The organism is Levilactobacillus acidifarinae DSM 19394 = JCM 15949 (genome assembly GCF_001434835.1).
GTDB lineage: Bacteria > Bacillota > Bacilli > Lactobacillales > Lactobacillaceae > Levilactobacillus > Levilactobacillus acidifarinae.
The window spans coordinates 84,810-105,950 of the sequence record NZ_AZDV01000023.1; the positions used below are offsets into that span (position 1 = coordinate 84,810).

27 protein-coding genes and 1 pseudogene are annotated in these 21,141 nt (G+C 42.4%); all 28 read left to right on the plus strand.

Going from position 1 to position 21,141, the window contains the following annotated elements:
• The first annotated feature begins 113 nt into the window (after nucleotides 1-113).
• The 28 genes and pseudogenes from FD25_RS07190 (at nucleotide 114) to FD25_RS07310 (ending at nucleotide 21,107) form a co-directional block, all read left to right on the plus strand.
• Entirely contained in the window at nucleotides 114-1,748 is a 1,635-nt protein-coding gene (locus FD25_RS07190; RefSeq protein ID WP_083484114.1) for an LPXTG cell wall anchor domain-containing protein, read from the plus strand.
• A gap of 167 nt (nucleotides 1,749-1,915) precedes the next feature.
• The gene (locus FD25_RS07195) at nucleotides 1,916-2,608 is read left to right on the plus strand and encodes a 2,3-diphosphoglycerate-dependent phosphoglycerate mutase (protein ID WP_057802972.1); all 693 of its coding nucleotides are present in this window, start codon (nucleotides 1,916-1,918) and stop codon (nucleotides 2,606-2,608) included.
• 136 nt (nucleotides 2,609-2,744) lie between these two features.
• Complete coding sequence (locus FD25_RS07200) at nucleotides 2,745-2,966, plus strand: hypothetical protein (RefSeq protein ID WP_057802973.1); 222 nt, start codon at nucleotides 2,745-2,747, stop codon at nucleotides 2,964-2,966.
• A 48-nt stretch (nucleotides 2,967-3,014) separates the two neighbouring features.
• Nucleotides 3,015-3,272: a hypothetical protein gene (locus tag FD25_RS07205; protein ID WP_057802974.1), complete on the plus strand. Its 258-nt coding sequence runs from the start codon at nucleotides 3,015-3,017 to the stop codon at nucleotides 3,270-3,272.
• The gene (locus FD25_RS07210) at nucleotides 3,262-3,522 is read left to right on the plus strand and encodes a DUF3781 domain-containing protein (protein ID WP_057802975.1); all 261 of its coding nucleotides are present in this window, start codon (nucleotides 3,262-3,264) and stop codon (nucleotides 3,520-3,522) included. Before FD25_RS07205 ends, FD25_RS07210 begins: the two co-directional genes overlap by 11 nt.
• Before the next feature lie 414 nt (nucleotides 3,523-3,936).
• Nucleotides 3,937-5,412 (plus strand): hypothetical protein, encoded by a 1,476-nt coding sequence (locus FD25_RS07215; protein ID WP_057802976.1) that lies wholly within the window; start codon nucleotides 3,937-3,939, stop codon nucleotides 5,410-5,412.
• Nucleotides 5,413-5,538: 126 nt separating this feature from the next.
• Complete coding sequence (locus tag FD25_RS07220; RefSeq protein WP_057802977.1) at nucleotides 5,539-6,444, plus strand: hypothetical protein; 906 nt, start codon at nucleotides 5,539-5,541, stop codon at nucleotides 6,442-6,444.
• A 552-nt stretch (nucleotides 6,445-6,996) separates the two neighbouring features.
• A complete protein-coding gene (locus FD25_RS07225) occupies nucleotides 6,997-8,199 on the plus strand; it encodes a DNA polymerase (protein WP_057802978.1) in 1,203 nt (400 codons plus the stop codon).
• Between the two features lie 2 nt (nucleotides 8,200-8,201).
• Nucleotides 8,202-8,558, plus strand: a complete 357-nt coding sequence (locus tag FD25_RS07230; RefSeq protein WP_057802979.1) for a hypothetical protein — start codon at nucleotides 8,202-8,204, stop codon at nucleotides 8,556-8,558.
• A gap of 16 nt (nucleotides 8,559-8,574) precedes the next feature.
• Nucleotides 8,575-10,191, plus strand: a complete 1,617-nt coding sequence (locus tag FD25_RS07235) for a DNA primase family protein (RefSeq protein WP_057802980.1) — start codon at nucleotides 8,575-8,577, stop codon at nucleotides 10,189-10,191.
• Nucleotides 10,169-10,345 (plus strand): MerR family transcriptional regulator, encoded by a 177-nt coding sequence (locus tag FD25_RS14080; protein ID WP_146999974.1) that lies wholly within the window; start codon nucleotides 10,169-10,171, stop codon nucleotides 10,343-10,345. Before FD25_RS07235 ends, FD25_RS14080 begins: the two co-directional genes overlap by 23 nt.
• 72 nt (nucleotides 10,346-10,417) lie before the next feature.
• A complete protein-coding gene (locus FD25_RS07240; protein ID WP_057802981.1) occupies nucleotides 10,418-11,554 on the plus strand; it encodes a tyrosine-type recombinase/integrase in 1,137 nt (378 codons plus the stop codon).
• 179 nt (nucleotides 11,555-11,733) lie between these two features.
• A complete protein-coding gene (locus FD25_RS07245; RefSeq protein ID WP_057802982.1) occupies nucleotides 11,734-12,297 on the plus strand; it encodes a DUF1643 domain-containing protein in 564 nt (187 codons plus the stop codon).
• Nucleotides 12,294-13,427, plus strand: a complete 1,134-nt coding sequence (locus tag FD25_RS07250) for a tyrosine-type recombinase/integrase (RefSeq protein WP_057802983.1) — start codon at nucleotides 12,294-12,296, stop codon at nucleotides 13,425-13,427. Before FD25_RS07245 ends, FD25_RS07250 begins: the two co-directional genes overlap by 4 nt.
• Before the next feature lie 112 nt (nucleotides 13,428-13,539).
• Complete coding sequence (locus tag FD25_RS07255; RefSeq protein WP_015825998.1) at nucleotides 13,540-13,803, plus strand: Mor transcription activator family protein; 264 nt, start codon at nucleotides 13,540-13,542, stop codon at nucleotides 13,801-13,803.
• A gap of 19 nt (nucleotides 13,804-13,822) precedes the next feature.
• Entirely contained in the window at nucleotides 13,823-14,356 is a 534-nt protein-coding gene (locus tag FD25_RS07260) for a zinc-ribbon domain-containing protein (protein WP_057802984.1), read from the plus strand.
• 3 nt (nucleotides 14,357-14,359) lie between these two features.
• Entirely contained in the window at nucleotides 14,360-14,656 is a 297-nt protein-coding gene (locus FD25_RS14310; protein ID WP_225428590.1) for a hypothetical protein, read from the plus strand.
• Between the two features lie 37 nt (nucleotides 14,657-14,693).
• Nucleotides 14,694-14,957, plus strand: a complete 264-nt coding sequence (locus FD25_RS14315; protein ID WP_225428589.1) for a hypothetical protein — start codon at nucleotides 14,694-14,696, stop codon at nucleotides 14,955-14,957.
• A gap of 74 nt (nucleotides 14,958-15,031) precedes the next feature.
• The gene (locus FD25_RS07270) at nucleotides 15,032-15,358 is read left to right on the plus strand and encodes a hypothetical protein (protein WP_057802985.1); all 327 of its coding nucleotides are present in this window, start codon (nucleotides 15,032-15,034) and stop codon (nucleotides 15,356-15,358) included.
• A 75-nt stretch (nucleotides 15,359-15,433) separates the two neighbouring features.
• Complete coding sequence (locus FD25_RS07275) at nucleotides 15,434-15,742, plus strand: hypothetical protein (RefSeq protein ID WP_057802986.1); 309 nt, start codon at nucleotides 15,434-15,436, stop codon at nucleotides 15,740-15,742.
• A gap of 338 nt (nucleotides 15,743-16,080) precedes the next feature.
• Nucleotides 16,081-17,454: a hypothetical protein gene (locus FD25_RS07280; protein WP_146999973.1), complete on the plus strand. Its 1,374-nt coding sequence runs from the start codon at nucleotides 16,081-16,083 to the stop codon at nucleotides 17,452-17,454.
• 131 nt (nucleotides 17,455-17,585) lie between these two features.
• Nucleotides 17,586-18,680: a hypothetical protein gene (locus FD25_RS07285; RefSeq protein WP_146999972.1), complete on the plus strand. Its 1,095-nt coding sequence runs from the start codon at nucleotides 17,586-17,588 to the stop codon at nucleotides 18,678-18,680.
• 174 nt (nucleotides 18,681-18,854) lie between these two features.
• A pseudogene (locus tag FD25_RS07290) lies at nucleotides 18,855-19,067 on the plus strand (2,3-bisphosphoglycerate-dependent phosphoglycerate mutase); the annotation flags it as partial.
• 262 nt (nucleotides 19,068-19,329) lie between these two features.
• Complete coding sequence (locus tag FD25_RS07295; RefSeq protein ID WP_057802990.1) at nucleotides 19,330-19,548, plus strand: hypothetical protein; 219 nt, start codon at nucleotides 19,330-19,332, stop codon at nucleotides 19,546-19,548.
• Nucleotides 19,549-19,596: 48 nt separating this feature from the next.
• The gene (locus FD25_RS07300; protein ID WP_057802991.1) at nucleotides 19,597-19,854 is read left to right on the plus strand and encodes a hypothetical protein; all 258 of its coding nucleotides are present in this window, start codon (nucleotides 19,597-19,599) and stop codon (nucleotides 19,852-19,854) included.
• Nucleotides 19,844-20,068, plus strand: coding sequence for a DUF3781 domain-containing protein (locus FD25_RS07305; protein WP_057802992.1), 225 nt, complete (start codon nucleotides 19,844-19,846; stop codon nucleotides 20,066-20,068). The genes FD25_RS07300 and FD25_RS07305 overlap by 11 nt, the downstream gene beginning before the upstream one ends.
• Nucleotides 20,069-20,371: 303 nt before the next feature.
• A complete protein-coding gene (locus tag FD25_RS14085) occupies nucleotides 20,372-20,746 on the plus strand; it encodes a hypothetical protein (RefSeq protein WP_146999958.1) in 375 nt (124 codons plus the stop codon).
• Nucleotides 20,697-21,107 (plus strand): hypothetical protein, encoded by a 411-nt coding sequence (locus FD25_RS07310; protein ID WP_186811164.1) that lies wholly within the window; start codon nucleotides 20,697-20,699, stop codon nucleotides 21,105-21,107. The genes FD25_RS14085 and FD25_RS07310 overlap by 50 nt, the downstream gene beginning before the upstream one ends.
• Nucleotides 21,108-21,141 lie beyond the last annotated feature (34 nt).

Sequence of the window (21,141 nt, forward strand, 5' to 3'; positions counted from 1 at the left end):
TTAGCCCTACGCTGAAGATGAAGCAGTTAGGTCAACCACTTTTTTAGCACCCTCGAACGGGAATGTCGTGACTTTTAAGGGGAAAAGCGGTGGACTAAAAAGGGGGAGTTTTAATGCGCAGATTACGTCAGATAATCATGACGGGTTTATCTGCCATGATTATGGGAATTATCCCGTTAGCTATCCCAGTGGCGACACAGGCGGCCACTACCCCTACGGCTAATTGGGCAGTTGAAGTTAACGGTGGGGTGACCGGCCGGAATGCCGAAAAGTATCCGACCCAGTTGACTTGGAACGTTGGCTTTAACGCCATCGGGCAAAAGCTAGGCAACGTCAGCTTGGTCAACACGTTAAGTGCGGGACAAGCCTACGTCCCGGGGAGCGTCGTGGCAACGACCGGGACGTTTAACCCGGACGGCACGTTTAGTAGCGCGACCGGCCACGAGTTGACGCCGACGGTCACGTTAAACGGCAACATCACGTTAGGCCAGCAGGTCACGTTTGCCTTTAAGAACGTGACCACGCCCGTAACGGTGTACTACCAAGCGATACCAACGGTTAGTGGCTATACCGGGAATTGGCAGGATACGGCAGAAGTTGCTGGTCACGCCAACGCCAATCAAGTGACTTGGAATGGCTTGACCGACGATAACCCGATCACCACGAATTCGTCTAACACGGCCGGGTCGACTAGTTCGACGACAAATTCATCAAGTAGCCAAGCGACGACTGGCCAGTCAACGACGTCTTCGACGGCTACCAGTCATGCAAATAGCACGGTAACCACGGGCGGTCACGCCACTGACGGTTCAGGCACCACTGATACGGAGGATGACAGTTCGTCCAGCGTGGTTTCGAATTCATCGAGTTCACACGCCACGGATGGTGCGGGGACTAATGATACCGATAACGATAGTTCATCTAACGCAGTGGATAGTTCATCGAGTTCACACGCCACGGATGGCGCAGGGACTAATGATACTGATAGCGACAGTTCATCTAACGCGGTGGATAGTTCATCGAGTAGTCACGCCACGGATGGTGCGGGCACTGGAACCGATAGCGACAGTTCGTCTAACGTGGTGGATAGCTCATCGAGTAGTCACCCAACGGACGATTCTTCGGTAGATTCTGAAGAATCCAGTAGTCAATCGAGTGACTCTAGTATGGCGAGTTCTTCTAGCTCAGCCAGTGTTTCTAGTTCGGTAACGTTGCCGAGTTCGTCGAGTAGTTCGTCGGCGAATCAATCAGCGACAACGCCGAGTGTGACGGTGCCGGGTGAAGCTTCGAGCTCATCGAGTACGGCGAACACTAACAGTAGCGCGGTTACCAGCCAGCCGGGGATGAGCTCCAGTAGCGTAATGCCAGGTTCAACGGTGGGACAATCCACAACGTCCGGGCAGAACATTACGGTGCCAGTTAATTCGGCAAGTTCAACACCGAATCCGTTATTGACCGGTGGGATGGCCGCAACGACGACGCCAACGGTTAACGGTACTTCCGCTAACGGAACGTCTGAGTTGCCACAAGCCGAAACTCAACCGGTAATGGCCGGAACCCAACCGACCACGACGATGCCAGCTACTTTGGCGAGTGAGTCGGCGGTTAACGCGGCCTTACCCGTCACGGCGACGGGGGCCCAACGGTTACCTCAAACGAACGAGCAGGCGGATTATGCCGGCGTTATCTTTGGGGGATTGATGTTAATTGGGTTAGGCCTAGCATTCATCAGTCGTAAACAACCATGATTTAGAAAAATAAGCTGGATTGGCGATGTCAATCCGGCTTTTTTTTCGGGTTCATTAAGAAAACGGTTACCTAATGATCACGGGGGTTAAAACGTGAATAATGCTGAAATTTCCGGGGAGATGGTGTAAAATAACAAGGTAAAACTATGAAGAAAGAGGTCTAAATAATGGCAAAATTAGTACTGATTCGCCACGGTCAAAGTGAATGGAACCTTGCAAACAAGTTCACCGGCTGGGTTGACGTTGACTTGAGTGAAAAGGGTGTTGAAGAAGCAAAGGCTGCTGGGAAGAAAGTTAAGGAAGCCGGCTTGGAATTCGACTACGCTTACACTTCTGTCCTCACGCGGGCCATCAAGACGTTACACTACGTTTTGGAAGAATCCGACCAACTTTGGATTCCAGAAACTAAGACGTGGCGTTTGAACGAACGGCACTATGGCGCATTACAAGGCTTGAACAAGAAGGAAACCGCTGAAAAGTACGGTGACGACCAAGTCCACATCTGGCGTCGGTCCTACGATGTTTTGCCACCACTGCTGAGTGCTGATGACGAAGGTTCCGCCGTGAACGACCGTCGTTACGCTGACTTGGACCCTAACATCGTTCCTGGTGGGGAAAACTTGAAGGTTACCTTGGAACGGGTTATGCCATTCTGGGAAGACCAGATTGCTCCTAAGTTGCTGGATGGCAAGAACGTCATCATCGCAGCCCACGGTAACTCACTCCGGGCACTTTCCAAGTACATCGAACGGATTTCTGATGACGACATCATGAATCTTGAAATGGCTACTGGTGAACCAGTGGTTTACGACTTCGATGACAAGTTAAACATGACTAACAAGACTAAGTTGGGCAAGTAGTCCAAATTAGTTAAGGCCGATCCGGCTTAGGCAGGGTCGGCTTTTTCGTGGGAAAAAATGACACCAGTGGTCACTAATTGGTCACTTCTGGTCGTTCGATTTAGGTTGCTTGGGGCCGTTCGAAGGAGGACTTCTTTTGATGTATGATGGTGACGAACTACTTGAAGCTAAGCGTCAGATTGACTCAACGTTGCATAAGATTCGGGAGGTTATTAAGACCTTTGAAGCTAAAGAGAATCCTAGTCGGTACAAGTCCCAACTGACCCTGGCTAAGCGACGGTTGAAGGCATTTGGGATAGCTAATCAACTGATTGAGGATAAGCTATCTGAATTAGAGAGTGACCGTAGTGGACACTAAATGGGCATTATCTGAACACAACTATAAGAGCAGAAAAGAGATTTGAATTTGGCGACTAAAGAAGTTACGCAAGTTGAAATGATGAAGATTATCGCGTTGTTCCGTAAAGAGGGCTTCAAGGGAGAATATGAAGATTTCCAACGAGTCAGCGGTACGGATCGCGAGTTCTTCGTGGTCATGGCTAATGAACAAGGTGTGAAGGCCCTGTTTCGGGCTAGTCTGATGTTGAACGCCGTGCAGTTTCAGTATGTACTAGATGACAAGCATACGTTCGTCCAAGAGGGGCAGGACGCGGATGCCAGCTAATCCAGAGCTGCTTGCGTCAATTAAGAACCAAGTTTGTTATACGGATTTAGTCTATCAGCGAGTTAATAAGAAGTTAAAGGTCGATTTTTCGCGGTCTGAGATTGAAAAGCTAGTCCAGGATATCTTGAGTGATGATCAAACAACCGTTGAAAAGCAGGGAAAGAACTATTACGTTAGTGGTTTGGCTTATAGCACGAGACTGACGATTAATTCTTTTAACTTCCGATTGATTGCGGCAGATCGTCTATAATAAGGCAATGGGTAGTGAACAATGGTGGATTTCGTTTCAGACTCACTGAATATGTGAATACCAAATAGAGCATCCAAGCGATTAAGCCTGGATGCTCTACTTTTTTACAATCACTTTAGTCACCCATACCCACTTACAAGGAAAGTGTCCAGTACAAGGGCTCTTGAGTAACTGATGTATTCGGATACTCTTAATTTGTAAGCGAGTAATTATTAGTGAGGTGTCTACAAATGAAATTATAGATAAAAGTAACTAGGTAATCTGGTCTTGCTGTCCCTACTTTTATGCGCACTCAGTCATCTATACCTACCTAGAAGAAAAGTATCTAATTACGGAGAAAAGGGCTCGTATATTTACTTTTTGAAATGAACATTTAATGATAGAATTGCGTGTAAACGAAGGAGAAATACTTAGATGAAAATGGCTACTAGCGGTGTGAGTTATGATAATTGTGAAACTGTAACAACGAGTTTTAATGAAATAGCTAGGATTGTTCCGTATGTTTGGACAGATGGGTTTGAATATAATAAATTTCGTCCGAATATCACGCCTTTAAACCAAGTGTCCCAACTAAAAATGAAGCGGAATATCTTACAAAAAAGTCTTCGATTATTGAGTAAGACTACAACGTGGAGACGCTATAATAGTTTGTATCCGAATCAAGGACTAGATGGAAATGATGAACTAGATTTTAAAAAAGAATTTGATTTTTGGTACATGGATGTTGTGATATTAATAGTGGTTGCATCCACATACCCAAAATGGAGTGGCAAATCTTCATTATTAGGGGCTGATAATCTAAAATATGGGAAGCGAACCTCTCGGCGGAAACTTGCTACAGGGTTTTATGATAATTTGGATAATTGTACTGCAGAGAAAAAAGTAGTGGCGAATACTCCAATTAAGGAAGTTAATGATTTAACACTCAGACGGTTAAGAGCAAATTACGAATTAAGTGACATCGAACTGGAGTGGCGTAATTTCTTTGATTTTCTATATGGATATTCTTCGGTTGATCATAAACGGTTTGACAAAAAAATAAATTTCTTTAGTTTAAGTGTAAATACCTATCCTCAGGTCGGTGTCGATAATATTATACGGATGTCAAAAGAGGAGGACAGAGTAAGTGTCCCGAATCCCTTTCTACAATTTGTCTGGTTGGACAGTCTTTTTAATAAAGAAATAACTGAGGATACCATGAAAGATTTTGAAAGTTTACAGGGAGTGTTTAGCATTGAGAGTGAAGTTTCTCTTAAGCACACTCAAAATGTAAATGATTCTTCCAGTTTGTTGTTCCAGCTCGTTGCCATGCTGTATCCACAATCACAGGAAAAATTGAGGCGCAAGTTAGAGTTAGACTATAAGGACCATTCTAAGCGACTAGCACTGGAAAGCCCCCTTATGAGAAGTTACATTTGTATGTTACGCGGCGGTATATCCTCGGTTGATATTGAGGCTAGGCCAAATTATCAGATTTCTTATGGTATGCTGAACACTTTGGCGCGGCCATTGGAAAATAAAGGCGGTGCTCTTGAACTAGCAAGGGTCAACGATGACACTCTACGTAAATTAGTTAAGAGGCTAAGGGAGCTTCACAGATGTGCAGCAGGTAATAATGTACAAGATGTAGATAGCCTAAAATCTCTGAAGAATAAGTTCAGGGCAATAAACATTAACACGCGAAAATGGAGAAAGAAGTGGGGGGAAGTAGAAAAAAAGGGAATTCAAATATCGCTTGATTTGAGTAACCTACCTTCAGATGATGTCCAAATGATTCGGAAAATCGAATGTAATATAGAAGAAACACGTGATATTATATCAATGGGTCAGACGGGCTTCACTATCTGGTGGGAGGATTACGAGGTTGATTTAGCGACTTTACTCGATTGATACAAGATGCTGGCTTAAGCCTGCGGGTTAACTATGACCAATCACACTTGGATTCAGTCATAAGTAATCATTGATTGATTATATGATCCCATCAAGTATACTGAAACCAGTTAAGGAGGAGACATTATGAAATTACATACTAGTCTGATTTTTGGACTCGCTTTAATAAGTGCGGGCTTAGTTTTCAGCTCAACGACAGTTGCAAACGCGGCATCAAGCAAAACAAAACTATACCGATCTCGCGTGGCGAAGTTAAATTGGAAGCACCCTTATGACAATGACACAATAACTGAAATGCAGATAGGATCAAAAACATTTAAAGGCCCTGACGACAATGGAAAATATTTAGTAGGACATACTGCTGGTAAGTACAAAGATAAATCTATTAAAGTCAATCCAAAAAAGATTAGAGGCCATTGGTATAACGGGGAAACGCTATGGCAAACAATAACCAAAACTACTTGGAAAACCAGTAAGGCTAATAATAAATATCTTAAAGTACCAAAACAGATTGATTTCTCTAAGGTGTCGATGGGGTCACAAGACAATCCAGATGTTATATATACCTGGAATCACGGCCACAATAAATATGCAACTGAATACGGCGCAACTGTATACCATACATATGCAGGGATGTATGGGTGGTTTGGAAAATATGATAACGTTGTGCCTTTCAAAGTTAAAACTGCTACAGGTAAAATCATTCCAGCTTTATTCACAGGGGTCGAATCAAAAGGAGCGATTCTATATCAAAAGCCTTATAAGAACTTACCGACAAAACTAAGCATCATCCGATATTTTGATGATTTTGGAGAATGGACGGACTTAACAGAGCTCAACATCTCGTGTGGAAAAACTGTATCTGTAAGCGCTATCAATAAAACAAATCAACTTTCTCATCCCAAGAAGGGTGACGGTGGCGTTACTTATATCACACTTCCTGGTGGCGGATCTCAAGCTTTGCAATATATGACAAAGGTCAAAGGAATAAAAGTACCGGCAGACTTTGCCCAAGCCTATAAAGACATGTAATTAGAAATTCATTTAGAGAACTCGATACTGAGTTCTCTTTTTTTATTTAAATTTCATTTTTTTCAGAAAAATTAACACGTCATTTAACATGGCAAAGCACAAATGGCTTGGGAACACAATTATGAGTTCAAGCCCTAAGGCGCGTTGCGCGCCTAGTGAAACACTTGCTGCTGTCGGTACTACATCAGCATTGTCGTTTGGCGAAGAGCACAGCTAAGTTCGCTTATGAAACCACGCAGGTAAGCGTCCTGCAAATGAATCCATCGAATTGGAACGATGATTCAACTAATAGCCACTGGTAGGACAATTCAGGTACCACGTTCGGTATTAATTACTTGGCTCAATCTTAGTATGTCTTTTTGTTGGGTCTGCAAAACTTAGTCAGTATTTAGAAGTCTGATTTCGGCTTATGATGTGTACATAGCTTGAGAGGCAGTAAAGCTAATCAAGTTTGCCAGGAGTTTCTGGTCAGCGCAAGGGAAGCCAGTCATGGGGCATCCAGCTTTCGATACCTAGGAAGGTCGAAAATTACGAACACGGAGGTAAGTTACAATGTTACGAATCAAAAGCACCAACACAGTCACAGACGATGCAGGTCATACGTTCTCGTGGGACAGCATCTGCCACATGCTTCTCTGGGTGGTACCCACGGTATTAAACCAACAGAGCTTGGGGCGGGCGAATGAATACTTTTCACAGTTCCCACTCTTTCAAATGTTATTCAAGCTAGAGTGTCAGGCACTCCCCGTGGTTCAACAGATGGAGCGAAATGGCTTGATCCTTAATAAATCGAGTTGGGAGAATGAAATCTCCTTCCATAAGAAGTCTGCTGATGGATACAAACACGTGCTTGACTCTGGGGCCTTACCCCTGGATCTTTACAAAGAATACCAGGAGGAGAGACGCCTGGTTCTGACGTTTGGTGATAAACTTTTTCGCCTTAGTCAAGCAATTCCAGGTTCTGCTGACAAGGTTAGAATTACTGGAAATTGGGAAATGTACGGCACGAATTCAGGACGATTCAACTGTCGACAGCTGCCCATGATGGCTCTACCAAAGTTGATGTGGGAAGACCTTTCCCCACTTGAAGATGGATACTCGTATTATTCAGCTGATTTGGCAAACTTTGAATTGCGTGTGGCAGCCGCATTGACTGGGTGTGGGGCAATGCAAGAGTTTTTTAAACGTGGGGTAGACGTTCACTCATACAACGGTGATATGTTCAACCAAGAGCTTCACTTGGATTTAGACCCACGGGACTGTCATAAATTAGGCAAAATTGTTGCCTTTACGTTGATGTACGGTGGCAGTGAACGCCGGGTATTAGAATCCATCGAGGATTTAGTGGGTCATGAAATTGACTGGAATGGTCCTTGGCATGTTAAGCAACTATTTTTGAAGCAATATCCCGAGTTCGTGTCCTTGCTCATGCCAAATGACTCACAGACGTTGCACACTCCTTTTGGCGATGCGCCTATTAATGTGGGCTTGAAAAAGACCCAAATGGTGAACTTGCCGGTGCAAATGTGTGGGGCAATCCTCTACAAGCAGTGTTTAGTTGCATGTTATGAGCAGGTTAAATCGGCAAAAATCCGCCTTGGGGTACACGACGAGTTGATTTTTGAAGTCAAGGATTCTGAGGCTAGCATTTTTGAACAAGAAGTGACCCAAGTAGTTGAGGCGACACTTAACCATGTTTGGCCTGCCCTTGAAACCGAAGGTATTTTGAACGTTACATTAAAAGGAGGATTTTAATTATGTCATTTGACCGTAGTAAAATTAAACGTTTTCAGTGGGGAGACGTCAACTGCAAAATCTTAAAGGCAGACCCAGACGAGTTAGAAAGTACTGGAGATGAAACGCTTCGTCTGTTTGTAGAACTTACAGACCCCCGTGGGCTAACAAAAGTAGAAACAGTCAACTTGTTTGTTTCATATGATGCTGACTCGCCTTACGTATCACTCTTTGAGGCCGCTGGGGTTAGTGAGGAAAAAGACCTCGTGGGGTTTAATGGTCGAGTAAACGTCTATCGTAACAAAAAGGGTTTCATTAACTTGCAAAATTTCCGAAAACTCGCAGCGGCACCAAGTTTACCTAACCCACAGAAGCCGTAAAAGGAGGAGACAAACGATGAAAATCGATGAGGTGTCAATAGATACACTTCGTAAGGAATTGAATCCGTACCTACGAGTGAACAAAACATTTGCGAACAACTATTCGGGTGGACACACAGAACGTGATTTTAACTTTCCAATCATTCGTCTTGGCCAGTTAGGCAAGATTATTCTGGAGTGTCTTCGTGGTCCTCAGCTATCGTTTACTATCGATGCAACTGACCATGAGACGGGTCTTAGAGAGGAATTGTGCCATCTCTTAGGCATCAAAGATAGCAGCGTTAATAACGAAAGGCTTAATGCTTTTCTATTAGCCCACACAAAGTTAATCGTAACTAAAAGCGCAAATGAACTGTTAATCTTTAATTACGATGACGGCGTTTATGAACCTGCAGAAAATACTCTTGGCCGAATTTTGGCTCATTTGCTGAATTATGCTGGTGGCAACGTCTGGTCTAGATCAATGGAAACGTCTGTTTTGGGGTTGCTTGAGCGGAAAGCCCGAGTTGTTGATGATGATAAACTTGATGCTAAGTTTTATGCATTTAAGGACTCGGCCTTAGACTTGGATACCTTGAAATTGGTTCCCTTCTCGCCGGATCAGCTAACAACGAAAAAATCGCCTGTCAATCCGGTAGATATCGACACTCCAATCTTCGACCAGTTTATGCAGTCGACCTTTGACGACGACGTAACCAGGGAATTTGTGATTAGTTGGGTCGGCTACCAAATCGACCGGGAAGTGGCCGGGGAGACCTTCTTATTTATGGTTTCAAGCGGTGCTGGTGGAAAATCCAGCCTTATTAATATCATTAGACAGATTGTTGGACCACGTAACTGTACTAGTGAACGCTTGCAATCATTAGGCTCCCAGTTTGGAAGACAACCGTTATTGGGGAAGACCTCGCTTTTGGCAGACGAGAGTAGCGAGGAAGACTTCCCATTTGATATCGTAAAAGCTCTTACCACTGGGGCTCCAATGACTGTAGATATTAAAAATAAGCCGCAAGTTGAAGTGAAATTACCCATTAAGCTGACCTTTGCGGTTAACACGTTACCACCTGCGGAAGCTACAATTGGTTTTTCCCGTCGGCTTCTAGTCCTACCCTTTAAGCACGTCTTTCTGGGAAACACGGCGAATAAGGAATTACCTCAGCAGTTGTTGTCAGAGGCTGGTGGTGTGGCCTTTAAGGCAATTAAGGCGCTTCAATCTTTGCGGAATAACTCGTATCGTTTTGTCGAATCACCCGTTATGAAGCTGGCTAAAGAAGAATACCTTAATAAGGGGCGTTCCCAAGCAATGCGGTTTCTGTTGGACCGAATGCAACAATCACCTGGTAATCGGATTCGGCGATCGGACATCTACAAAGTTTTTACAGATTGGTGTCGGCAGGAAGATACAACGGAGCCGTTACGAGCCTTCTGGAAGGACGCTCAGCAGTATTGGCAATCGGCATTAAACGTTAGTTACAGTAAAGTCATGGTTAACGGCTACGACTTTGTCCTAGATGTAGCTTGGAAGGAGGAAGGAGAAGATGACCACCACCTCGGAAAGCCGTCCGGCAGTGAATCCAAAGGAAAGTCTGGCCAATCAGAGCAACCACAAGCTCATGACGATAGCCACAACGGCTAAATTTCTGGGAATCAGTCGAGACCTGGTCAATCAGCTATTGCAAGATCCTGGCTGTCCACGGATGGTGTTTAACAACGGCGGCACCATCCGCATTCCCCAAGACCTACTTCTGGATTACGTGAAAGGTCGTAGCTTGAATTGGTACAAGTACTAATTCACAGATAATGATTAGTTGTTGGAACGGTTCTTATTTTATGGAACCGTTCCTTTTTAGGAGGATGAGAACATGAGTAAGGTCGTTAGAAACGATTACACAGGTAAAACAGCCATGCCCTGGCAGGCACAGTTTAGTAGTGGTAGCGGTAAGTCTCGTTACCGGGTCAAGAAGAACTTTGACAGCAAGCGAGCAGCCGAAGAATGGCTAGCCAAGATGAACCTGTCGTACTCGACATCGTTGTATTACAACCCGCAGATGAAGTTTTACGACTTCTATCAATTATGGTTTCGTTTGTACAAGCAAAAGACGGTCGCCCGAGCCACTGCAATAACCTACCAAGCAACTTACAATCACGTGAAGCGGTATTTACCAGCAACAACATTGGCTGACCTTAGTCGACCGATACTTCAATCATATTTAAACTGTCTAGGTCGTGATCATTCGACCGAAACACTACGCAAAGATCTGACCCATTTGAGGGCTGCCTTGAAGGACGCTGTTCTTGATGGGGTTATCCGGGTTAATCCGGCTCAACGGTTGCAATTAACTGCCACCCCAGAGCGCACCCAATTGCGGTCAGCAAAGTTTATGCCTAAGACGCAATATAAGGCTGTGTTTAATGAGTTAATGAAGATGGCACCCAGCGCTGAGCGGATTGAATATATGGTGCTACTTTTAATTGCGGTGACCGGATTACGAGTAGGCGAAGCCTTGGCGTTGACTGCCACGGATTTGAAGAACGGTACCGTACACGTAAATAAGAGTTACGATGCCGTGGCCAATGAAGTTCATCAACCCAAGACACCAAACGCCATTCGAGATGTTCCCATCACCCCAGAGGTGAATGCCATCTTACAGACCTGGTCGGTCAAACGGCAGAAGGCGTTAATAAGTAAAGACGTTGTCAACTCTAAAGGGTACCTGTTCATGAATGAAAAGGGACGGTTACCGCGCGCAACGGGGGTCAATCGGTACTTCCAGTTATTACAAGAACGATTGGGCTTTACGCAAGTCTACAGTGTGCATAAGTTACGGCACTTCATTGGATCACAGCTAATTGTGAGTGGTGCAGTTTCAATGCTGTACGTGTCAAAAATGCTCGGACACAGTAATCCAGGGATTACGCAGAAGTTTTACCTTGGAGTTATCCCGGATGAGATGCAGGAACAACGTACAGCGGCTCGGCAGGCAATTGAAAATATCTAGTTTCGGTCACTTAGGCCACCCAAGCACTACCGAAATTTGCAAAAGCATAAGCATATATTATTAATTTGAAGACGAATCCCTCATGGTCGTAATGATCATGGGGGATTTTTTGTCTTGGGTGACCTTGGGTGGCTAAAGTGGCCATTTCAAAAATGGAAATGAAGAGGAGCTAGATAGTTATGGCAAACGAAGTTGATGTTAGAAAGCACGTTGAAAAGTTGCAAGTTCAATTGGAAGTAAAGCTAAAGGGTGAAGACACCTATTGGTCCAAACAGGTCTGGGATGAATCGAAGCCGTTAGTCTTAGTATTAGCCAACTACCCCACAGACGCGAACCTACTAAAGGGTGACCTGACGGGAATGTTGATTCGCAATAGTGTAGTCGAGATGGGCCGATTTGGTGGTCTGATAATCGCTAATCTGTTTACCCGACCAGTGAAATATCCATCAGACAAAAGCTTATCGGTCGCCTATGCCGAAGATGGGATGGTTGAACTGGTAAAGGCCGCAAAAGAGGCTGACCGGATCATTATCGCAACGGGATCGTTACCTAGTCGTTCGTTAGTCGCTCAGGCCCGAATGGGTGAATTCTGGAATCATTGTAAGCAGGAACACCTAGAAAAGCGAGTAACAATCTTGGTGAACGGTAAGGGTAAGGCAGTCCACCCCTTGGCGATTCGTAATGAACCCTGGCAATTTACAGGATGGAATGCAGATTGGATGAAAGGAGAAAGTAAGCAATGAGTGAAATCGTCACTAATCGACTGAAGAGTGGGAAGTCTTATAAGGCTATTTTTACAATGGGCTCAGGTAAAGACCGACTACGTAAGTCGAAGACCTTTTCAGAGTTGCGGTCGGCTAAGACGTGGTTACATGAACTTGAATTAGCCTCCGACCGTGGAACAACTTTTGATATGGCGAGGTGGACGTTTTTGGATTATTACAAGCACTGGGTTGAAATCTACAAGAAGCCATTTGTAACGCCGAATACACTGTACACTTACACGATCAGTTACCAACACTTTCAGGAGTTCTTCGCGGGCGTTCGACTAGAGGACCTAACTAGAAATCTTATTCAAAAGTACTTCAATCAGCTTGATATGAGTCACGAAACATCGCGTAAGGATCTAATCCATATTCGTTCATGTTTGCGCGACGCGGTCAGCGACGGGGTACTTATGCGTAATGCGGCGACTGGTAGTATTCGAATCATTGCTGATCCCGCTAAGACTAAATCAGATGATAAGAAATTTATGGCTATCGCGGACTATCGTAAAGTTCGCGATTTCTTGTTGGACTATAACTACGACATGAACGACGTCAATCGTCTAGCCTTAATGATTATTTCCCAGACGGCATTACGAGTAGGAGAGTGCTTAGCCCTAAAGTATGACGACGTTGACTTCTTACACGGGACTGTCCGAGTTGATGAGTCCTGGGATAGTAAGCACCAGTACCTAAAGGAACCCAAGACGGAGCATGCTAAAAGGACGTTGCCGTTATCGGCCAAGGCCTTAGCGATTTTAAGACAGTGGATTGGGTATCATCGGGCGACACTATTCAAATTAGGGATAGCCAATCCCCAACACTTTCTGTTACTGAATCGCCGTGGTCGATTACCAGTCGCAGGCAATGTGAACACGTCGTACCATCAGTTGCAAATTCGACTGGGAATTACACCGAAGTACAGTACCCACACACTCCGGCACACATTAGCGAGCATGATGATTACTGAAAAGGACATCTCAATCAGTTACATTTCCCGGTACCTTGGGCATGCAAGTACCATGATTACCGAAAAATATTATATAGGACTTTTGCCTGAACAAGAGACGGTTGGTCGCCAACAGGTATTAGCTGTAATTAACCAATAGATAATTTCATGGTTAAACGTCCACCCGTATTCCTTTATAAGGTCTAGTTCTAGTGCTGTTCCGGATGGCAAGCGTATTCACTAATATTAAGACTAAAGGTGGTGATGATGAGATGGATAGCAAGGTGGACGTGACGGTGCTGCACCGATTCTATCGAGAATTGGATGAATTAGTTGGGGAGGAGGCGATGTTAACCATCTATCAGCAATATAAGGGGATGCAAATGACGATTCCGACGCATTTGTATGATCGAGAGTTAACGGCTAAGAAAGTTCTAACTGAATACAACGGTAGTAATCAGCAGGCCTTAGCGCGTAAGTACGGTTACTCGCAAAAATGGATTCAGCGGGTCATTCATCAACATAATAAAAAATAATTTTTGAGGAGTGTTTAGTATGAAGTTTTGTCCAAATTGTGGTCATCAATTAGAGGAAGGTGCGAAGTTCTGTCCAGCATGTGGCGCTCAACTAACCACAGAGAGCGACCAAGCTAGTAAGAAAGCATCAGTTGAACAACCAGAGGTAGCAGCTGAGACTACCGTAGATAGCAACGATAACAAAACTGAAAATAGTTATGAAGAACATCGTGAATCTCAAAATGACCAGGTGAATCAACAACAGTTAGGTTTCGTCGGTAGTGTTCAGTATGTCTTAAAGCACGCGTTTGAGTTCAACGGTGATGTTCCAGAAAGTCGAAAGTCAGTTTTCTGGTGGGCAGCTTTGGCAGTTATGATTTTTGATTGTGTGGTTATTCTAATTCCTGGAATTGGGTGGTTACTAGGTTGGGCGGCCGATGTGTTACTAATCTCAGCAACCATGCGGCGATTAACCTATATTGGTCAAAATCCCAAATTAGGTTGGTTAATGGTCGTTCCAGCCATTTATGCTTGGCCGTTGGTGTTAATGCTTTTTGATAAGAAGGCGGAATAGAAGATGAAGAAAAAGGATATTGTTGCCTTAGTAATTGCCGTTGTCGTTGTTCTGATAGGTGGTGGTCTGTTCATTAAGACCCGGGTCGCCGTGTCAGAGAACCGGTTGGCAAGTAACATCACTAAGGCTGTTCAAAATAAGGATGGCGCACTCTTTCTCAAGCAATTCTCCAAGGATAATCAAGATATTAAGTTTAGCGATATTGGGGCTCAGAGTGTTGTCAAAGATATGCATGATAATGCGACAGACCCGACTAGCGAGATCGGTAAGATTATCACTGATGGTCGTTGCTGGAACTAAGGTTGATTATACTTTTAAGGTTGAGAGCAAAAAGGTCATGGGTCTCTTTACAAGTTACTATTTGACGACGCGGAAGTCCCCAATCCAAGTGACAAATTATACGGGGTATGGGAATGACATGACCATCAAGATGACGAGTGGTGGTAAGAACCAGACCATCACGAAGAGTCAGTTAAGCAGTGGCCTCTTTCCAGGGCGATATGATTTTGATATTACCTCTGGTGGCGCCGACGATGGGAGTTACTGGGTACGGGTAGCCGGTGACGGTGGTCCAATTGAATTATCTGTTACAGAGTACTAGCACTTATTGCATGAAAGAAGGGTATCAGCCTGAGATGGTTGATACCCTTCTTTTTAATTTGGAGGTGATGTGTCATGGAATTACAAGAGGTTAAGATTAAGAGTTTTCCGCTGAATGATGATAATTCTGAGTGGTTAGCGTCTAAGGTGATTGGAATTTTTGAGAATTCGTATCCTAATAAGGTTAGCCAGATTGATGTGGTTGAACAAGAGGGTACCAGTTGGCTAGAACAACTCGAACCACAACTATTTACGATTACCACCGCAGTCTTTAAGAACTGTCGAATTTGGCATATCTGGTATGGTACTGTTTCACCGGAAAAGCATGAAATTGATGCGATTGGCTGGGACAGTAACCTGAAAAAGTGGGTATGGGAATCGGCGGTATTGGTGAAGAACTGAGAAAGTTCACTGACTCTTAGTAGAGTTGGTGGGCTTTTTCTATGTTCCTATGATCCGGTAGGGAGGTTATTATCGATGACTGATGAAAAGATGTGGTATGACTGGATACGTCATCAGATGGCTAAAGTCAGTGGACAGAAGTTGGGTCAATTAGGTAGTGAAGCCACGTTGTTAGAGTTGTCCGAACTAGATACAACATTACTTCCCAAAGAAGTGGATATGACTGATTGGCCTCGACAAGTTGTTGTTTACACTTACAGCAATGGGAGCCTGGATGTTTTGGGATACGTGATTAGTAGTGTCGAGTTAGATGTCCTCTACTTGGCAGGTGTTGTTGTGGATGGTGAACTTCGCTGGTCACAGATTGGTGGTGAATCTGAATGAAGGTGAATGTATACTTGCTGAAGCGAATTGTGTTGAAGATGGGCGCAGCTATTATTGTTGAACTGGTGCGAGTTGTGGATCAACGGGCCAAGGCAGCCAAGAAAGGATAACCTAAAATACTGGGAGCAATAATGCTTCCGGTGTTTTTTTTAGCGGTTCATCTATGTTGTATATGAATTTGATGTGAGGTACTATATATGGTGCTGCTGTAAATCAGTTATGAGATCATAAGATTTACCCTAATTGATGGTTTTCTATAGTATTTGGGTCAAAAAACATAATCGTTTTCTTAAATAGCTAGCTGTATTTTACGAGAGGGTGTTCATATGAGAAAAAGGATGGATCGTAGTGCTCGTGGACTTTTCATAAAAAGTAATTACCTAAGGTCGCCTAAGGAAAATGAGTGCATCCGAAAAAAATTATTAAAAGATGATTACCGTAAAATATTGACAACTGACGAAAATACACGAATTGATGATAATTTTGAGATGTGGATTACTCAATGTCGAAAAGAATGGTCTAAATTTGGGCGTCATAATCCGGTTAAAATAAAAAAGGATGATCCAGAAACACATTGTCAAATGTGTCATCAAAAGTTATCAAGTAAAAAATATCGAGTGAAGAATAGTTACACTGACGAGATACTATGGATTGGTGCTGACTGTTTTGAAAAAATTATCAACAATGTGGAAGGCCTACTAGGGGCTGGCTACAATCAAGAACAGGCAAGAAAATTTGAATTATTTAAGCGCGAAAATCCAGAAATTATTTCTTTTGTGAGTGATAAGTTATCAGATAATGCACTTTATATCCTACCAAAATACATCATGGATCATGAAGCGAACGTTCTTTCTGAAATTCGTAAATATGTCAAATATCATGTTATTAGTGGTTCTGATTCCAACTCGAAATTGGAAGATATATATTCCGAGATAAATAAGGTTTCAGTCAGAATTAAAAACTTCATTCAAAGATCAAATCCGGTTAAAAATATTTCAAGTGATTGGGCCAAACAAATCATCAATTTACAAGCAGGTGGTAAAAGGATTATTAACAGTATCTCTGAAAATAATGGAGAGATTGATAAAAATATTGCCTCACGTATAAAGTTTCATCCGTTTCTAGTGCAATATGTTAATGGGATGAATTCAAAATGGAATGATTTACACTTTGGTGTTAGAGGGAATAGTGGTATTACCATTACAACAATGTTTGATAACAAAACATTTGTAATCGACGTACCATCTGAAGTAGTGATTAGCAAACTAGGATATCCAGGTAGTTTTAATGATGTAAATAGTAGTCAAGATTTGCTGAACGTTTTGACGTATAGGGGAGCTACAGTGAATGATTCTGATACTAGACGTAATCTACAACTGATAGCATTCGAGTCATTCAAAAGGTCTCACTACTCTAGGCATGACTTTAGCTTAGGAGAAGTAACCAAGTATATTTCAGAGCGTGAAAGACAAATGACGGATAAAACGCATGTCTCGAAAAAGCGATTTGAAAGTAAGGCTAGAAAATCGGTGTTTTATCAAGTGGGGAACTACTATGTGGATTTAAATGTTGATGAGTTGCAGCAGTTTGGAATGTGGACACTAGAGAGCCATAAATTTATGGTCTCCGATACTCTGTTAGCTCAACAAGCAAAGGTGTCTAAGGATGAAATATTAGATGACTTTTATCAAGATATGCAGTTCGCTAATTAGGCTATTGAGCGTTTGTGAAATAGCATTGGCGTATATATAATTAAACCGGACTAGCGAAGGCAGAAAGGGTACAAACGAAAGGTATTGATTTAGAGATGCTATGGCCGGATGAAAAACTTGATTTGTGGAAAGTGTCTACAGATTTCCCGACAAGGGGGATTCAGTGGGAGCATAATTATCGGAATGATTATCTTAACTTAGCATTACAATACAAAATGGCTGGGGTAGATGTCTTAAACGAAATTATTAATTCTGGTCATGACAATAGTAAGGAAGATACCTGGTTTCTTGCTGGAAGTTTTATGTTACGACAGTCCATTGAGTTGATTCTTAAAGCAAAAGCATGTGAAGTAATTACTGAGAACCAGCTTATTCAAGCAGAGTTTAGAAGTAACGCGCATAACCTGACTGAAGTTTTAGAGCTAGTTCTTCGAGAAGGCGGCAATGAATTTTCAGCTACAGAGTTACAGTGGCTAAAGGAATATTTCGTTAGTGTGGAACGTATTGATGAAAAATCTGAGTTCTTCAGATACCCGCTCAATACAGGATTCTTGAAAATTTACTCAGGTACGTTTTTGGATATTCGTAAAATTGCAAATCGAATGTTGTTAGCTTTTTCAATCGTTTATAACTCATTTAAATCTGCAAAGAAAATAGAGTATAATCTGTCAGAATTACAACAGACAACTGAATTCTTTTCATTTAGTGATACTGGAATAGGTAATTTTAGGATTGGATGGGGATTTAACCCTGAAAGATTCTATAATGTTATTGAAGGATACTCTGAGGTAAGCGAGTTCCTGGTTTCTGTTGAGGAGCGAAGAAAGCAAGATTACTTCTTATTTCCAGTAATGTTTTCTCTAAGACACTTGTTGGAGCTAGAACTAACCCGATTTGCTGAGTACGATCTTTCTGATATTCTAGTAAAGAGAATTAAAAGTAAAAGTCATAGATTGTATAAAGATTTATGGATGCGACTGAGGCCAGCCATTGAAGGCAGTATGGGTAATTCAGTTCTGTTGGATAATGTTGAAAATGTAATAGTGGAATTGGACTCCATAGACCGTAAGGGAGATTTTTTTCGATATCCTATGGGATATAACTTTGAGTATCATGAGTTTTCAAATGACGTTGATGTAAATCATGTTTTGGTATGCATTCTTAGTGTCGTTAACTTTTTTGAAGGAATCGATGGCATTTTTTCTACTAAGTTTAACAAAAGGTAAAAATCATAATATTTTATATGGGTAAAGACTAGTAAAAATGCGGTTTTGGGTGAACTGAGTTTGGTTAGAACTAATGATATTTAGGTAATTATTTTGTCACTAGGATGACCCGAACGTACTAGCATAAGCCTTGGTATTGATGACTTTATATATCTTCATGCGGGCATTAAGGCTCCATTCTGGGAAGACCAAATCGCCCCTAAGTTGCTGGATGGCAAGAACGTCATCATTGCAGCCCACGGTAACTCATTACGTGCTTTAAGCAAGTACATCGAACGGATTTCTGATGACGACATCATGAATCTTGAAATGGCTACTGGTGAACCAGTGGTTTACGACTTCGATGACAAGTTAAACATGACTAACAAGACTAAGTTGGGCAAGTAGTCCAAATTAGTTAAGGCCGATCCGGCTTAGGCAGGGTCGGCTTTTTCGTGGGGAAAATGTAAAAGAGTGTGCCGAAGGGCGGTTAGTCAGCGAGCATTAACGTCATTAGGGTGATTAGCCGGGGCTTGGCTAATTGGCCTAATGGGGTTAAGCGGAGCTGGCTGCCCGGTAGGTGCACGTTTCGACACCAGTGGTCACTAATTGGTCACTTTTGGTCGTTGGATTTGAGTTGCTTGGGACCGTTCGAAGGAGGATTCTTTTAATGTATGAGGTTGACGAATTATTAGAAGCTAAGCGTCAAATTGACTCAACGTTGCATAAGATTCGGGAGGTCGTGAAGACCTTTGAAGCTAAAGAGAACCCTAGCCGGTATAAGTCCCAACTGACCTTAGCGAAACGGCGATTGAAGGCTTTCGGGATAGCTAATCAGCTGATTGAGGATAAACTGTTCGAGCTAAAGAATGACCATGACGAGCACTAAACAGATACTATGCTATACACAACTATAAGAGCAGAAAAGAGATTGAATTTGGCAGTTAAAGAAGTTACGCAAGTTGAAATGATGAAGATTATCGCGTTGTTCCGTAAGGAAGGGTTCAAGGGTGAGTACGAAGACTTCCAACGGGTTAGTGGTACTGATCGCGAGTTCTTTGTAGTAATGTCTAACGAACAGGGAGTTAAGGCCTTGTTCCGGGCTAGTCTGATGCTGAATGCGGTGCAGTTTCAGTATGTGTTGGACGACAAGCATACGTTCGTCCAAGAGGGACAGGGCGCCGATGCCAGCTAATCCGGAATTACTTGCGTCGATTAAGAACCAAGTTTGTTATACGAATTTAGTCTATGAACGGGTTAATAAGAAGCTGAAGGTCGATTTGGCACTGCCTGAGATTAAAAAGTTAGTCCAGGATATCTTGAGTGATGACCAGACGACCGTTGAAAAGCGGGGGAAGAACTACTACGTTAGTGGTTTAAATTTTAGTACCCGACTGACGATTAATTAGTTTAACTTTCGACTGATTACGGCAGATTACATTTAAAAAATGGTAATTTAGAAATCAACGACTAGGCTTAATTGCCTGATTGTTGATTTTTTATATATGTACAATAACGTGATAATTGATGAGAATATAAAAAATAAATGACGTAGGTTTATAATTTTTGTGGTGGTCTATACCTTCAGTTGTTTTATATATGCTGATTACATAGTGTTTCTTTACCTAATTCAATCTATTATTTTAGATTGCTAAATGAGTATTGAAGTCTGTAATATGGCTTGCTAAAGTGAGTTCAAGGGGCGATAAGTTATGCAAAGAAAGATATCTGTAGACGATACCGTTACGAATCATTTACAAGAAATTTTAAATAGAAAACACATTCGGCTTGAAGATTTTGTTAAATATGCAGTCAATCGGGGATTGTCACGTGCATTAGTATATAAGATTGCAGCTGATCCTCATTATGGTGGCATGAAAGAAAGTACTTCACACATATTGCAAGTATTGTTAAACGTATCGCATGATGAGTTGGTAACATGGTGTCCTAATATGGAGGTATGTCTGCATGATGATCCACGAGGATTTACACAGGATTGTCTTAAGAAATTAAGTGAAGAAATGTTAACAATTGGAATTGAACTATCAAGTTTATTCACAAAATCACGCAATGAATGTTACCACTAGATATGCACAAAATAGACGTATGTATTTGGACGGTAATTTTAGGATTTATACTAGAGGCCTTTCTGAACTGGATTTGATTAACTTTGATGTAATTAATAATCGAATTGATACGACAGCAGAGGAGCTCAAAAAATTTCATTTAATGTTGTTACAACAAGTAGTAAAGTTTGCTAAGAAAATAGGAATTTATAAAGTTAGATACTACGTTTTTCAATATGATTACGAAGAGAAAGTGTGTGTATCTCCAAAACAGAATATGGAAATTTGTAAGGAACTGGGTTTTGAAGTTTCATATAAGCGTAGTGCAACTGATTATCAGACATGTTTTGAGAAAACAATTGTAAGTCCTAACATTTCTTAGTTCAGTATAAGTTGATGGGACGATGACACTTAAG